A 14,133-nucleotide genomic window follows, 5' to 3' on the forward strand; every position below is an offset into this window, starting at 1 on the left:
AAGAGGCCTGGTCGGAGGTGCGGACGTGATTCTCGACCGTTACTTCGCGCGTCGGTTTATACAGAGCTTTCTGGTCATCGGCGCCATCTTCCTGACCTTGATGATCCTGATCGACCTGATCGAACAGCTCCGGCGCTTTGGTGACGTCAATCTGTCCTTCGGCCAGTTGCTGCAACTGACGCTGCTGAACACGCCGGCGGCGATCTCGGAAATGCTGCCCCTGCTGATGATCCTGTCCACCATCGCGCTGTTCGTCGGACTGGCGCGCAGTTCCGAACTGGTAGTGACCCGCGCCATCGGTCGGTCGGGCATCCGTGCGCTGGCCGCACCGGCGACGGTGGCGCTGTTGGTCGGCTGTCTCGCCGTGGCCTTCCTGAATCCGATCGCGGCGGCCACGTCGGAAAAATACCGCAACATGTCAGACCTCTACAAGAACGGCGGCAGTTCGACCCTTTCGATCAGCCGCGACGGCCTGTGGCTGCGCCAGGGATCAGCTCAGGGACAGTCGGTGATCAACGCGCGCAGCACCACAAGCGGCGAAACCCTCGAGTTGCGCGACGTGACGATCATCACCTTCGGCCCCGAGGGTATTCCAAACCGCCAGATCGTCGCCCGCCGCGCCATGCTTGAGGACGGCAACTGGGTTCTACGCGACGCCAAAGACTGGTCGCTGGCCGACGGCGAAAATCCCGAAACCCAGGCGACCAAACACCAGACCCTCAGGCTGGCCACGACGCTGACCCGCGATCGCATCCTCGACACGTTGGGCCAGCGGGATTCCGTTTCGGTCTATGACCTGCCGCAACTGATCCGCGATCTGCGCGAGGCCGGCTTTTCGACCAAGCAATACGAGGTCTGGATGCATGTTCAGCTCGCGCGTCCGCTGTTTTTGGTTTCGATGGTCCTGATTGGGGCGGCGTTTACCATGCGCCATGTCCGGTTCGGGGGCACCGGCATCGCGGTTCTCAGCGCCGTTCTGCTGGGCTTCGCCATCTATTTCATCCGCAACTTCGCACAGATCCTCGGAGAAAACGGACAATTGCCGATCTACCTCGCGGCCTGGGCGCCGCCCTTTGCCGCCATCCTGTTGTCGCTTGGCCTGCTTTTGCATGTGGAGGATGGCTGATGCGCCGGCTCGCGACCTTGCTGCTGACGGCTGCGCTGGCCGCGGGCACCCCTTGGCTCGCCACCGCGCAGCCCAGCCAACCCGACACCGCCACACGGCAACAGCAGGACCCGCCCGCCCTGCTGGTGGCCGACAAGGTATTCGTCACCGCCGATGGAAAGCTGGTCGCGGAAGGCAATGTCGAGGCCTTCCAAGGCGATGTCCGTCTGACCGCGCAGCGCATTACCTATGACCGCGAGACGGGCGGCCTGACGCTGGAGGGTCCGATCCGCATCGACCAAGGTGGACAGGCCACCGTTCTGGCCGATTCGGCCGAGTTGGATGACGGTCTGCGCAACGGGCTGCTGACCGGCGCCCGCATGGTCTTTGACCAGCAAGTCCAGATCGCCGCCGTTCAGGCGACCCGCGCCGCTGGACGCTACACGCAGTTCAGCAAGGTCTCAGCGACCTCGTGCTACGTTTGCGCCGATGGTCGTCCGCCGCTGTGGCAGATCCGCGCACGCAAAGTGATCCACGACCAGGTGGAACGGCAGCTTTATTTCGAAGGCGCACAGTTCCGCGTGATGGACGTGCCGGTATTCTATTTCCCCACCCTGCGCCTGCCCGACCCCACGCTGGACAGGGCAACCGGGTTCTTGGTGCCATCCATCAGAACGACGTCGCAGCTGGGAACCGGGGTTCAGGTCCCGTATTTCTTCAAGCTCGGCGACCATCGCGACCTGACCGTCACGCCCTATGTGTCTTCCAAGACCCGCACGCTGGGCCTGCGCTATCGGCAGGCGTTCAAACGCGGACGCATTTCGTTCGAGGGGGCCTATACCCGCGACGACATCCTGCCGGGAGAAGGCCGCGGATATCTGTTCGGGTCCGGATGGTTCAACCTCAGGAACGATTTCCGCCTGACCTTCGACATCCAGGCCGCGTCAGATGACGGCTATCTGGCCGATTACGGCCTGCCCGACTATGACCGACTGCGCAGCGAACTCGCGCTGGAACGGATCAAGCGCGACACCGCGTTCCGTACCAGCTTCATTCACTACAAGACCTTGCGCGACAGCGAGAATCAGGACGAAATCCCTTCGCGCGTGTTCGACCTGTTCTACGAAAAGCGCTATTTCCCGACCACTCTGGGCGGTGAAGTCCGGTTGGGTTTCGAAACCCACTCCCATACCCGCACCAGCGACGCCGACATCACCGGGCGCGACGTCGCCCGCGCGAGTTTCGACGCCGAATGGCTGCGCAGTTGGACCTTCGCAACCGGCCTGCGCGCCGATGTCGAGATGGGCGCATCGGTCGATACGTTCGACATCCGCAACGACAGCGCCTATCCAGATCAGCTCAGCCGCGCGACCCCGCGAGCGGCGCTGACCCTGCGCTATCCCATGACTCGGCGCGAATCCTCGAGGGCGACGCAATTCCTGGAACCTATCGCCCAGATCGGCTGGACCCACGTGTCCGACACGAACGTGCCCAACGACGAAAGCACTTTTCAGGAGTTCGACCAGGGCAACCTGCTGTCGATGTCCCGGTTCCCGGCCCCCGATCGGCGAGAGGATTCGACAACCGCCGTGATCGGCGTCAACTGGGCCCGCTATGCGGCCGGCGGCTGGCAGGCCCTAGCCACGATCGGACAGGTTTTCCGCGCCGATGCTGATCCGAACTTCACCCTGACCTCGGGGCTGCAAGGCACGTCCTCGGACCTTCTTCTGGCCGGTCAGATCAAGACCGCCAACAACCTCTCGCTGGCGGGGCGCGCCCTGCTGGATGGGGATTTCAGCTTTACCAAGGCCGAATTGCGCGGTGACTGGAAGGGCAACAGCACCTCTTTATCGGGCAGCTACATCTGGCAGGAGCCCGACCCGGCCGAGAACCTCGATGACGAGATTTCCGAAATTCGGTTGACGGCGCTCCACCGTTTGAACGAAAACTGGCGGACGCGCGCGCTGGCCCGCTATGATCTGGCCGAATCCGAGCCGCTCAGATTTGGCTTGGGCCTGACCTATGAAAACGAATGCGTGCAGGTAAACATGTCCGTCAGCCGGCGATATACGTCGTCATCGACTATTGAGCCCACGACGGAATTCGGCTTTACCGTTGCACTGACAGGATACGCCGTCGAAGGCGGGGGCAAAAAGTACAAGAGACAATGCAGTTGATTTCAGCTATCTCCACCTTTCTTCGTTCCGGTTTTCTGAAATCGGCGGCGCCCCTGCTGGCAGCGGCCCTGATCTCGGCGCTGCCGCATCAGGCCCCGGCCCAAAGCCTGTTCGCCCCCGCCATCCGGGTCAACCAGGACATCATTACCTGGTACGAACTGGAACAGCGGCAGCGGTTCCTCGAGGTCCTGGGCATTCCCGGCAGTTCAGAGCCCGAGGTCCGCAAGGCCCTGATCGACGAGCGGCTGCGCAAGCAGGCCATGCGCGAAGCCGGCATTCAGCCCACCCCCGAGGATATCCAGCTTGCGATCGATGAATTCGCCGCTCGCGGCCAGTTGGCGCCCGACCAGTTCCTGCAGGCGCTGACCGACTCGGGCGTCGACCCCGAAACCGTGCGAGACTATGTCGGCAATCAATTGGCTTGGCGTGACTATGTCAGTTCGCGCTTCATTTCTCAGGCCCGGCCCACACCCGACGAGATCAACCGCGCCATGGGCCAGGCCGGTGGCGGCGGGCTTCAGGTCCTGCTGTCGGAAATCATCATTCCCGTCACCCCCCAGACCCTTGCCCAGGCCGAGGCGCTGGCCGACGAGATCGCTCAGGTCAAGACCATCGACGCTTTCTCGGCCGCGGCCACGCAATATTCGGCCGCCCCGACGCGCGAGAACGGCGGGCGCCTCGATTGGCTGAATATCTCCAATCTGCCGCCGGTCCTGCAGCCCGTGATACTGGGCCTCAAGACCGGTGAAGTGACCCCTCCGCTGACGCTGCCGAATGCCGTCGCCCTGTTCCAGTTGCGCGGCCTGCGCGAGGTCGCAACCGGAGCGCCGCGGTACTCCAAGATCGACTACGCCGCCTATTATCTTCCCGGCGGCCTCAGCCCCGAAACCTTGAAACGCGCGGCCGAGCTCAAGGAAACCGTCGACACTTGCGACGACCTGTACGGCATCGCCAAGGGTCAACCGCCCGAAGTGCTCGACCGCGTCGAGGCCAGCCCGTCGGAGATTCCGCGCGATTTCGCGGTCGAACTCGCCAAGCTCGACCCGAACGAAGTGTCCTCCACGCTGACCCGCAACAATGGCCAGACGCTGGTGTTCCTCATGCTGTGCGGCCGCACCCGCGACCTGGGCGAAGACACCTCGCGCGAGGACGTGGCCAACGCGCTGACCCAACAGCGGCTGCAAGCCTTTGCCGACAGCCTTCTGGAACAACTGCGCGCCGACGCCACGATCATCGAGCAATGACCGCGCCCATCGCGCTCAGCTGCGGCGAGCCCTCGGGCATCGGTCCGGAAATCGCCGCCAAGGCCTGGGCCGCGTTGCGCGACAGCTGCCCGTTCTTCTACATCGGCGATCCCGACCACCTGCCGGACGATATCCCCACGACCAAAATCACAGACCCCGCCCAAGTGGCTGACATCTGCGCAGAGGCGCTGCCGGTGTTGCCGCTGGCTTTTCCCGCCCCCAACCTGCCCGGCTGCCCCGATCCGGCCAATGCGCCCTCGGTGATCGATGCTATCGAAACCGGCGTGTCGCTGGTGCAATCGGGCGCGGCCTCGGCCCTCTGCACGGCACCGATCCACAAGAAGGCCCTGATCGACGGCGCCGATTTCGCTTACCCAGGACATACCGAGTTTCTGGCGGCGCTCGCAGGCCGCTCCCGCGTAGTGATGATGCTGGCCAGCGACCAACTCCGCGTGGTGCCCGCCACGATCCACATTCCGCTGTCGCAGGTGCCCTCGCGGCTCACGCCCGACCTGCTGCGCGACACGATCGCGATCACCGCCGATGGACTGCGTCGCCAATTCGGCATCCCACATCCTCGCATCGCGGTGGCCGGACTCAACCCCCATGCCGGCGAGGGTGGCAAGATGGGTCGCGAGGAACTGGACTGGATCGCGCCCCTGCTATCCGATCTTGCGCCCGACGGCTACACCGTAACCGGCCCGCACCCCGCCGACACGATGTTCCACGCCGCCGCACGCGCCCGATACGATGCCGCGATCGCCATGTATCACGATCAGGCGCTGATCCCGATCAAGACGCTCGATTTCGACCGTGGCGTGAACGTGACCCTGGGCCTGCCCTTCATCCGCACCTCGCCCGACCATGGCACCGCGCTCGACATCGCCGGGAAAGGCGTCGCCAACCCCACCAGCTTGATCGAGGCGCTGAAACTCGCCCAACGCATGGCACAAAGCACTTGATCCTTCATCTGGCCCCAAATATCCCCGCCGGAGGCAATAAATGTCTGGCGCACCGCCTGCACCTCGCGCCACGGTAACCGGATCATGAGCGCAATCGACACCCTCCCCCCGCTGCGCGAGGTCATCGCCAAGCACCAGCTCTCGGCCCGCAAGTCGCTGGGCCAGAACTTCCTGCTCGATCTCAACCTGACCGCCAAGATCGCCCGGCAGGCCGGCGACCTGAGCCAATGCGACGTGCTGGAGATCGGCCCCGGCCCCGGAGGCCTGACCCGCGGTTTGCTGGCCGAAGGTGCGCGAAAGGTGGTGGCGGTGGAAAAAGACACCCGCTGCATCGCCGCGCTTCAGGAAATCGCTGCTGCTTATCCCGGGCGGCTTGACGTCATCAATGGTGACGCTCTCGAAATCGATCCAACTGAACACCTGACGCCGCCCATCCGCGTGGCGGCCAATCTGCCCTACAATGTCGGGACCGAACTGCTGGTGCGCTGGCTGACCCCGCCGGAATGGCCACCCTTCTGGCAAAGCCTGACCCTGATGTTCCAGCGCGAGGTGGCCGAACGCATCGTGGCGCAGCCCGGCACCAAGGCCTATGGCCGACTTGCGATCCTGGCCCAGTGGCGGGCTGAGGCGCGCATTGCCATGTCCCTGCCCCCCGGTGCGTTCACGCCGCCGCCCAAGGTCAGCAGCGCCGTGGTCCACTTGACCGCCCTTCCCGAACCACGCTTTCCGGCGGATGCCGACACCCTGTCACGCGTCGTGGCCGCTGCGTTCAATCAGCGCCGTAAGATGCTGCGCGCGGCGCTCAAGGGGCTGGCCCCCGATATCGAGGACCGCCTGACAGCCGCAGGCATCAAGCCGACTGATCGTGCCGAGCAAGTCTCGCTCGAAGCCTTCTGTGCGCTGGCACAGGAATTGCGGAAAACCTGACAGTCTGACCAAGAAAAAGCCCCGGCGCAGATGCCCGGGGCCTGTTCGTTGGCGCAAGTCCGACCGACTATTCAGCCGCTTCAGGCGCATCGCCTCCTTGCACAGGTGGCTCGGTTTCGGCCGGCGCCACCTTGGGTTTGCGACCGCGCGGACGGCGCGCGGGCTTTTCCTTCGGCTCAGACGCGTCGGCTGTACCGCCCTTGCTCTCTGGAGTTTCAACCAGCCCGGATTCAGGCGAATCCGCATCGCTATCCAAATCCAACACATCCGGCTGCGGCGCTTCGGCCGGATCCGCCCGGCGCGCAGCTTCCCGCTCCTGCCGCTCGGCCCGTTCACGGTCACGTTCGGCCTGCCGCTCGCGGTTCTGCCGCTCCTGCTCCTCGCGGCGTGCTTCCATCTCACGCTGCGCTTCGCTCAGCATACGCAGATAGTGCTCGGCATGTTGTTGAAAGTTTTCGGCAGCCACGCGGTCATTGGCCAGCTGTGCATCGCGCGCCAGTTGGTTGTACTTGTCAATGATCTGCTGCGGCGTGCCGCGCACCTTGCCCTCGGGTCCCGAGCTGTCGAAAACCCGGTTAACGACGTTGCCACCAGAGGGGCGATTGCGGTTGTTCTTTGCCCGCGAGCGGGATTTGGAGGATCTCATCTTACTGTACGTCAGCCTTGTCTTGCACTGTCGATCCGCCCGAAGTCTGCGCTGCTCTGTGGCTTGTGCCTTTGCGGGACTGTCGACGTTTTTGGGCTTGGCGTCAGGGGTGCGCCGAAAGGGCGTCAACCGCGCTGACTAACCCGAGTAAACATGTCCTGACGGCGCAGACAAGGGGTTAAAGTTCAAAATGCCGGGTTTTTTTGCCGCGACAGGCGTAAATCGGCCTCAGAATCCACGGCTAGCCCGGCATTTTGGCGCCAACAACCCGGTCGCGTCCATCCAGATCGGGGATCACGCGGATATCCACCAACCCCGCCGCGTCGAACAACGCGCTGACCGCCTGCGCCTGTGTCGGGCCGATTTCCACCAGAAGTCGTCCACCGGGCATCAGGTGATCAGGGGCGCCCGCCGCAATCCGGCGATAGGCGTCCAGCCCGTCCGCTTCATCCGTCAAGGCCAGACGCGGTTCGTGCTCGCGCACTTCGGGCGCCAAACCGTCCATCTCATCGAGCGCGATATAGGGCGGATTGGAAACGATCAGGTCGAAATACCCGCCAATGTTTTCAAACCAGTCCGAGCGCAGGATCTCTGCCCGATCCTGCACCCTATGGACCACCGCATTGGCGCTGGCCTGCAGACAGGCGGCCTCGCTCAGATCGACGCCCAGCCCGGTTGCGGTGGTGCGTTCCGCCAGCAGGGTGATCAGGATGCAGCCCGAGCCGACGCCCAGATCCAGCACGCGGTCAAACGGCTGGCTCAGGGCCGCTTCGATCAGCGCTTCGGTCTCGGGGCGCGGGTCCAGCACGTCGCGGCTGACGCGGAAGCGTCGGCCGTAGAATTCGCGCTCGCCCAGCAGATGGGAAACCGGAACCCGGATCGCGCGCAGCGACACCAGTTGCTCATAGCGTTCGGCGATCTCGGGCGAGAGCTCTTCAGGTGCGATCAGGGTCACGCGGCTGGCCTCGATCCGGGCGGCATGGGCCAGCAGGACCCGGGCGTCCCGCGCCGGGTCGTCCACACCTGCGGCCCGCAGGCGCGCGGTGGCGGCCACCATGGCCTGTGCCGCTGTCAGCGCCGCGATCATTGCGCCATCGCCGCCAACAGGCGCGCCTGATCGTCGGCCGTCAGCGCGTCGATCACCTCGTCCAGATCACCCTGCATCACCTGGTCCAGTTTGTAGAGCGTCAGGTTGATCCGGTGATCGGTCATCCGGCCCTGCGGGAAATTATATGTACGGATGCGCTCGGAGCGGTCGCCCGACCCTACCTGGCTGGCCCGGTCGGCCGAGCGTTCACTGTCGATCCGCTGACGCTCGAGGTCATAGAGACGCGTCTTGAGCACCTGCATCGCGATCTCGCGGTTGCGGTGCTGCGACTTCTCGGAACTGGTGACCACGATCCCGGTCGGCAGGTGGGTGATCCGCACCGCCGAGTCGGTGGTGTTCACATGCTGCCCGCCCGCGCCCGAACTGCGCATCGTGTCGATGCGAATGTCATTCGGGTCGATCTGGATGTCCACATCCTCGGCCTCGGGCAGGACGGCAACCGTCGCCGCCGAGGTGTGAATCCGCCCACCGCTCTCGGTCTCTGGCACCCGCTGCACCCGGTGCACGCCGGATTCGTATTTCAGCCGGGCAAAGACGTTGTCGCCCTTGATGTGGGCCACCACTTCCTTGATGCCGCCCAGCTCGGTCTGCTGTTCCTCGATGATCTCGAACTGCCAGCCGCGCGCCTCGGCATAGCGCTGATACATCCGCAGCAGGTCGCCCGCAAACAGAGCCGCCTCGTCGCCGCCGGTGCCGGGGCGGATCTCCAGCATCGCCGGCCTCGCATCGGCCGCGTCCTTGGGCAGCAACGCCAGTTGCAGCGCGTGCTCGGCCTCGGGGATGCGCGCCTTGAGCTGCGGGATCTCCTCCTCGGCCAGCTCTTTCATGTCGGGGTCGTCCAGCATCGCCTCGGCCTCGGCCAGATCGGCCCGCAACTGGCGCCAAGCTGCAATCTGTTCGACCACCGGCTTGAGGTCGGAATATTCCTTGGCCAAAGCCGCGATATCCCCACCCGAGGCGCCATCGGACATGGCCGCTTCGAGGTACTGGAATCGCTGGGTGATCTGTTCAAGACGTTCTTCGGGGATCATTGGGGCGGTGTCTATCATCCGACGGCTTTGGTCAAGGCCCCGGCTTGTGCTAAGCTGTGCGCATGAAACGGATCATTGCCCTGCTGATCGTCTGCGCAACGCCCGGTCTGGCCGATGTCATCGGCCCCGGTGGCAAGGTGCAGGATTGCTATTGCACCGACACATCCGGTGCGCGGGTCGAACTGGGCGAGATGGTCTGCATGCAGGTCGATGGCCGCATGTTCATGGCACAGTGCCAGATGTCGCTGAACGTGCCGATGTGGCGCGAGGTGTCCGAGGGGTGCCTGTCTTCAGGACTGCAAAGCCGCCAGCCAACCGTCGACCCGGGTGCGATTGACGTCGAAATCCCGTCGGCCAAATCGTAACCGTCCATAGATGCGCAGCGTGTCGCCGTCCTGCTGGGCAGTGGTGAAGTCGGGAAAGCCGAACACCCGGCTGCGGGTCACATAGGTGATCAGGCCCTCATCCACCGATCCGGCCAGCACCGTCGTGCGCGCCGTCGCCAGCACCACCTTGTCCAGCCGCGCAAGGCCGTCCGGTCCGGTCTGCACCACGCGGATCACGCCTCCGGGCAGGTCACGATCTGCCTCGGCCACGACCGGCACATGCCAGCGCACGGGATCGGACGGTGCCAGCCGCACATAGAGGCCAAGCGCGACAACCGCTGCGACGACCAACCAAAAAACCATGCGTTTCATTCCATTCAGACCCTCCGGCAGAACCCTAACCGCCCGCCGGTACGGGGCAAGACCTGCCGGCCTCGCCTACCGTGACGTCACGCCGGGCAGGATACACAGCAGCTCGAACAGCAGGTTTGCCGCCGTCAGCGCGGTGTTGCCCGACGGATCATAGGGCGGAGAGACCTCGACCAGGTCGCAGCCAACCACGTTCATGCCCCCCAGCGCGTGGATCAGCTGCAGCGCCTGCGGCGTGGTCAGGCCGCCGATCTCGGGCGTGCCGGTGCCGGGGGCGTAGGCCGGATCCAGGCTGTCGATGTCGAACGAGATGTAGACCGGGTGATCGCCCACCGTCTTGCGGATCTGCGCACCGATCTCGGTCAGATTCTGTTGCCACAACTCCCACGCAGGAAACTGGCGGAACCCCCATTCACGCGCCTCGGTGAAATCGCTGGCCGCATAGCCCGACCCCCGAATGCCGACCTGAAAGGTCTTGTCGGGCACGATCAGCCCCTCTTCATACGCGCGGCGGAATACCGTTCCGTGGGTCTCGCGCTCGCCGAACATCTCGTCATTGATGTCGGCATGGGCGTCCACATGCACCAGAGCAACGGGGCCGTGTTTGGCGGCAACGGCCCGCAGGATCGGCAGAGTGATCGAATGATCGCCCCCCATCGCCACCGGGGTCACCCCCTGCGCCAGGATCGCGTCATAGCTTGCCTTGATAATCCGCAGGCTGTCGGCCAGCGAGAATGTGTTGATCGCCAGATCTCCGATATCGGCGATCTGGAGGCTGTCGAAAGGCGCGGCCAGCGTGGCCATGTTGTAGGGCCGGATCATCGCGCTTTCGGCGCGGATCTGCTTGGGGCCGAACCGGGTGCCCGACCGCCACGAGGTTCCGATGTCCATCGGCACGCCCAGCACGGCCACGTCCAGCCCCGCCAGTCTATCGGCCGCGGGCAACCGCATGAAGGTGTTGGGCCCGGAAAACCGCGCCAGATCATTGCCGCTGATGGGTTGGTTGAATCGGCTCATGGCGTCTGCGCCCCCTGTCCCGTTGGTTCACCTGATACCGGCCATAGCAAAACCATGGCTAACCAATGGTTAAAGCCGCCCGTCTTTCGCCAGTTTGTTCCATCCCAGCAGGCACACGATCTGGGTCGCCACATGCGCCCCCGCGATCGCTGTGGCGCCGGACGTGTCAAACGGCGGAGACACCTCGACCACGTCGCCCCCCTTGATGTTGATCCCGGAGATGTCGCGCAGGATGATCTGCGCCTGGATCGAACTGAGCCCACCCCAGACCGGGGTGCCGGTGCCAGGGGCAAAGGCCGGGTCCAATCCGTCGATGTCAAAGCTCAGATAGACCGGGCTGTCGCCCAGGATACCCTTGATCTTCTGCGCCACGGCAGCAGGGCCGGATTCATAGACCTCGCGCGCGTCGATGATGTTGACGCCCAGCGTATCCTCGTTGGTGGTGCGGATCCCCACCTGGACCGAGCGTTTCGGGTCCACGATCCCTGACTTCACCGCCTTGTAGAACATGGTGCCGTGGTCCACCCGGCTCATGTCGTCATCGGCCCAGGTGTCGGTATGGGCGTCGAACTGCAACAGCGACATCGGACCGTATTTCTCGGCATAGGCCTTGAGGATCGGAAAACTGATATAGTGGTCGCCCCCCAGCGTGACCGAGGCCACATCCGCCGCCAGAATGGTGCGGATATGGTCGGTCAACGTGTTGGGAAAGGCGGGAATGTTGGCATAGTCATAGGCCATGTCGCCATAGTCGATGATCGCCAGCTCGCTGAGCGCATCGAAAGGCCAACCATAGGGCGCATCGGGCGATTGCAGGGCGCTGGCCTCGCGGATCGCGCGCGGGCCCAGACGGGTGCCGGGGCGGTTGGTCACCGCCTGATCGAACGGCACGCCGGTCACTGCGATATCGGCGCCGGTCAGATCCTTGGTGTACAGCCGCCGCAGAAAGGACGTGGCCCCGCCAAAGGTGTTTTCATAGCTCAACCCCTTCAGGTCGGGGTTGGTAAAGGCCTCATCGACCTGATTTTTCGCGTCTTCCAATGCCATTTTGGCCCGTATCCTCCCTGATATCGACCGGACCGTCAGGTCAACGGCTGCGCCTTTTCGACGATGCGCGCAAAAAACGAGGCACCCACCGGTGCGATCTCGTCGTTGAAATTGTACTTGGGGTGATGCAGCCCCGGCCCGTCGCCCTGCCCCAGAAACAGATAGGCGCCCGGGCGCTCCTGCAGCATGTACGAGAAATCCTCGGCCCCCATCTCGCGGCCCGAATTTGCGATCACCCGATCGGCGCCTGCCACTTCGCGCGCCACCTCGGCGGCGAAACCGGTCTTGTCCGCATCGTTGACCGTGGCCGGATAGCCCACGACGTAATCCAGCGTCGCCGTGACCCCATAGGATGCCGCCTGCCCCTGCACGATTTCTTCAAGACGGGTCATCACCATCTTCTGCACCGCCGGATCGAAGGTCCGGACGGTGCCGTTCAGATAGGCGGTGTCGGGGATCACGTTGTTCACGGTCCCGGTGTGGATCTGGGTGACCGAGATCACCAGATCGTCCAGCGCATAGTGGTTGCGGCTGACGATGGTCTGGATTGCCTGCGCGATTCCGCAGGCGGCCATGACCGGGTCGCGCGTGTCGTGTGGCATGGCACCGTGGCCACCCACGCCCTGAATGTGGATGTCGAACGTATCGACCGCCGCCATGATCGGCCCGGGCGTGGTATAGAATGCGCCCTCGGCAAAGCCCGGCGCATTGTGCAGCGCATAGACCTCGGCGATGTCGAACCGGTCCATCACGCCCTCTTTGACCATGATATCGGCGCCGCCTCCCTCTTCTTCGGCGGGTTGGAACAGCAAAGCCACGCGGCCCCGGAAATTCCGCGTCTCGGCTAGGTACCGCGCCGCGCCCAGCAGCATTGTGGTGTGCCCGTCATGCCCGCAGGCATGCATCTTGCCGGGATTCTTCGAGGCATATGCCACCCCGGTCTGCTCCTCGATCGGCAGCGCATCCATGTCGGCGCGCAACCCGATCGTGGGGCCATCGCCCTGCCCGTTGATGATCGCCACGATCCCTGTCTGCGCGATCCCTTCGTGCAACTCGTCCACGCCGAACTCGCGCAGCCGCTCGGCCACGAAGGCGGCGGTCTGGTGGCAATCGAATTCCAGTTCCGGGATCGTATGCAGGTGTCGGCGCCATTCGGCCATGTCGGCGGCATAGTCGGCAATTCGGTTCACGACGGGCATCGGGGGTGGACTCCTGATCCAAGCTGCGGGATGGATGCATCTGACACCGGAACAAGGGGCTTCGCAATGGCTGAAAATCCACTGATCCACGATACCGACGCCGGAATCGAGCGGCTGCTGGAAATCATGCGCCGCCTGCGCGACCCGGAAACCGGCTGCCCGTGGGATATCGAACAGGACTTCGCCACCATCGCCCCCTACACGATCGAAGAGGCCTATGAGGTCGCCGACGCCATCGAACGCCAGGCCTGGGACGAGCTCAAGGGCGAGCTGGGCGACCTGCTGTTCCAGTCGGTCTTTCACGCCCAGATGGCCGAAGAGGCCGGGCATTTCACCTTTCAGGACGTGGTGCGAACCATGGCCGACAAGATGGTCGCCCGCCACCCGCATGTCTTCGGCGACGAATCCCGAGACAAGTCCGCCGAACAGCAGACCCGCGACTGGGAGGCGATCAAGGCCGCCGAACGCGCGGGCAAGGAACAGAAGGGCGCGCTGGACGGTGTCGCCGCGAACCTGCCGGCCCTGCTGCGCGCCTACAAGCTGCAGAAACGCGCCACGCGGGTGGGCTTTGACTGGCCCCATGCGGGCCATGTGCTGGACAAGATCGCCGAAGAGGCCGCCGAACTGGCAGAGGCGCGCGACCAGATGGACGCCGACGCGCTCGAGGACGAATTCGGCGACCTGCTCTTCGTGATCGTCAATCTCGGCCGCCATCTGGGCGTCGAGCCCGAGGCCGCCCTTCGCCGCACCAACGCCAAGTTCACCCGGCGCTTCAACAAGATCGAGGAACGCCTCGCCGAACGCGGCAAGACGCCCGAACAGAGCACGCTCGAGGAGATGGACGCCCTGTGGGACGAGGTGAAGGCCGAAGAGCACCGCGCGAACGGCAAACTCCCGCCGGTCAAGGCCGCAAGCGACGCCTGAAACCGCTGGACAAGCCCAGCCGCGCTTGCCAGTGTCCGCCCTCACCATCCC

At 64.4% G+C, this 14,133-nt stretch carries 14 protein-coding genes; 7 read left to right on the top strand and 7 right to left on the bottom strand.

The annotated features are described in order from the left end of the window. The first annotated feature begins 25 nt into the window (after positions 1-25). The 5 genes from lptG to rsmA all read left to right on the top strand — a co-directional run bounded on the left by lptG (position 26) and on the right by rsmA (position 6,415). Positions 26-1,126 carry an LPS export ABC transporter permease LptG gene (lptG, locus tag AC2FNS_RS01120; protein WP_496713306.1) on the top strand — a complete coding sequence of 367 codons (1,101 nt, stop codon included), beginning with the start codon at positions 26-28 and terminating at the stop codon, positions 1,124-1,126. Next, on the top strand, positions 1,126-3,282 hold the full coding sequence (locus AC2FNS_RS01125) for an LPS-assembly protein LptD (protein WP_496803752.1): 2,157 nt from the start codon (positions 1,126-1,128) through the stop codon (positions 3,280-3,282). The genes lptG and AC2FNS_RS01125 overlap by 1 nt, the downstream gene beginning before the upstream one ends. Then, positions 3,273-4,526: a peptidylprolyl isomerase gene (locus tag AC2FNS_RS01130; protein ID WP_496686302.1), complete on the top strand. Its 1,254-nt coding sequence runs from the start codon at positions 3,273-3,275 to the stop codon at positions 4,524-4,526. The genes AC2FNS_RS01125 and AC2FNS_RS01130 overlap by 10 nt, the downstream gene beginning before the upstream one ends. After that, positions 4,523-5,488, top strand: coding sequence for a 4-hydroxythreonine-4-phosphate dehydrogenase PdxA (gene pdxA, locus AC2FNS_RS01135; protein ID WP_496713305.1), 966 nt, complete (start codon positions 4,523-4,525; stop codon positions 5,486-5,488). The genes AC2FNS_RS01130 and pdxA overlap by 4 nt, the downstream gene beginning before the upstream one ends. An 84-nt stretch (positions 5,489-5,572) precedes the next feature. Next, positions 5,573-6,415, top strand: a complete 843-nt coding sequence (rsmA, locus tag AC2FNS_RS01140; protein WP_496713304.1) for a 16S rRNA (adenine(1518)-N(6)/adenine(1519)-N(6))-dimethyltransferase RsmA — start codon at positions 5,573-5,575, stop codon at positions 6,413-6,415. Between the two features lie 67 nt (positions 6,416-6,482). Here the strand turns inward: rsmA and AC2FNS_RS01145 are convergent, their stop codons facing one another. The 3 genes from AC2FNS_RS01145 to prfA all read right to left on the bottom strand — a co-directional run bounded on the left by AC2FNS_RS01145 (position 6,483) and on the right by prfA (position 9,200). Next, positions 6,483-7,061: a DUF4167 domain-containing protein gene (locus tag AC2FNS_RS01145; protein ID WP_496686309.1), complete on the bottom strand. Its 579-nt coding sequence runs from the start codon at positions 7,059-7,061 to the stop codon at positions 6,483-6,485. Positions 7,062-7,302: 241 nt separating this feature from the next. Continuing rightward, positions 7,303-8,148, bottom strand: a complete 846-nt coding sequence (prmC, locus tag AC2FNS_RS01150; RefSeq protein ID WP_496713302.1) for a peptide chain release factor N(5)-glutamine methyltransferase — start codon at positions 8,146-8,148, stop codon at positions 7,303-7,305. Next, a complete protein-coding gene (gene prfA, locus AC2FNS_RS01155) occupies positions 8,145-9,200 on the bottom strand; it encodes a peptide chain release factor 1 (RefSeq protein WP_496713300.1) in 1,056 nt (351 codons plus the stop codon). The genes prmC and prfA overlap by 4 nt, the downstream gene beginning before the upstream one ends. Positions 9,201-9,262: 62 nt before the next feature. On the opposite strand from prfA, the gene AC2FNS_RS01160 reads away from it, so the two are divergent. Next, positions 9,263-9,565, top strand: coding sequence for a hypothetical protein (locus tag AC2FNS_RS01160; RefSeq protein WP_496713298.1), 303 nt, complete (start codon positions 9,263-9,265; stop codon positions 9,563-9,565). Here AC2FNS_RS01160 and AC2FNS_RS01165 read toward each other — a convergent pair. The 4 genes from AC2FNS_RS01165 to AC2FNS_RS01180 all read right to left on the bottom strand — a co-directional run bounded on the left by AC2FNS_RS01165 (position 9,491) and on the right by AC2FNS_RS01180 (position 13,158). Beyond that, complete coding sequence (locus tag AC2FNS_RS01165; protein ID WP_496713296.1) at positions 9,491-9,898, bottom strand: DUF1499 domain-containing protein; 408 nt, start codon at positions 9,896-9,898, stop codon at positions 9,491-9,493. The genes AC2FNS_RS01160 and AC2FNS_RS01165 overlap by 75 nt on opposite strands. Before the next feature lie 66 nt (positions 9,899-9,964). Further along, on the bottom strand, positions 9,965-10,912 hold the full coding sequence (gene speB, locus AC2FNS_RS01170) for an agmatinase (RefSeq protein ID WP_496713294.1): 948 nt from the start codon (positions 10,910-10,912) through the stop codon (positions 9,965-9,967). A gap of 69 nt (positions 10,913-10,981) precedes the next feature. Then, positions 10,982-11,959: an agmatinase gene (gene speB / locus AC2FNS_RS01175; protein ID WP_496713293.1), complete on the bottom strand. Its 978-nt coding sequence runs from the start codon at positions 11,957-11,959 to the stop codon at positions 10,982-10,984. 35 nt (positions 11,960-11,994) lie between these two features. After that, positions 11,995-13,158 carry a M20 aminoacylase family protein gene (locus tag AC2FNS_RS01180; protein WP_496686325.1) on the bottom strand — a complete coding sequence of 388 codons (1,164 nt, stop codon included), beginning with the start codon at positions 13,156-13,158 and terminating at the stop codon, positions 11,995-11,997. Between the two features lie 66 nt (positions 13,159-13,224). On the opposite strand from AC2FNS_RS01180, the gene mazG reads away from it, so the two are divergent. Continuing rightward, on the top strand, positions 13,225-14,082 hold the full coding sequence (mazG, locus tag AC2FNS_RS01185; protein WP_496803753.1) for a nucleoside triphosphate pyrophosphohydrolase: 858 nt from the start codon (positions 13,225-13,227) through the stop codon (positions 14,080-14,082). The last annotated feature ends 51 nt before the right edge of the window (positions 14,083-14,133 follow it).

The organism is Ruegeria sp. BHSA191, from assembly GCF_059613325.1.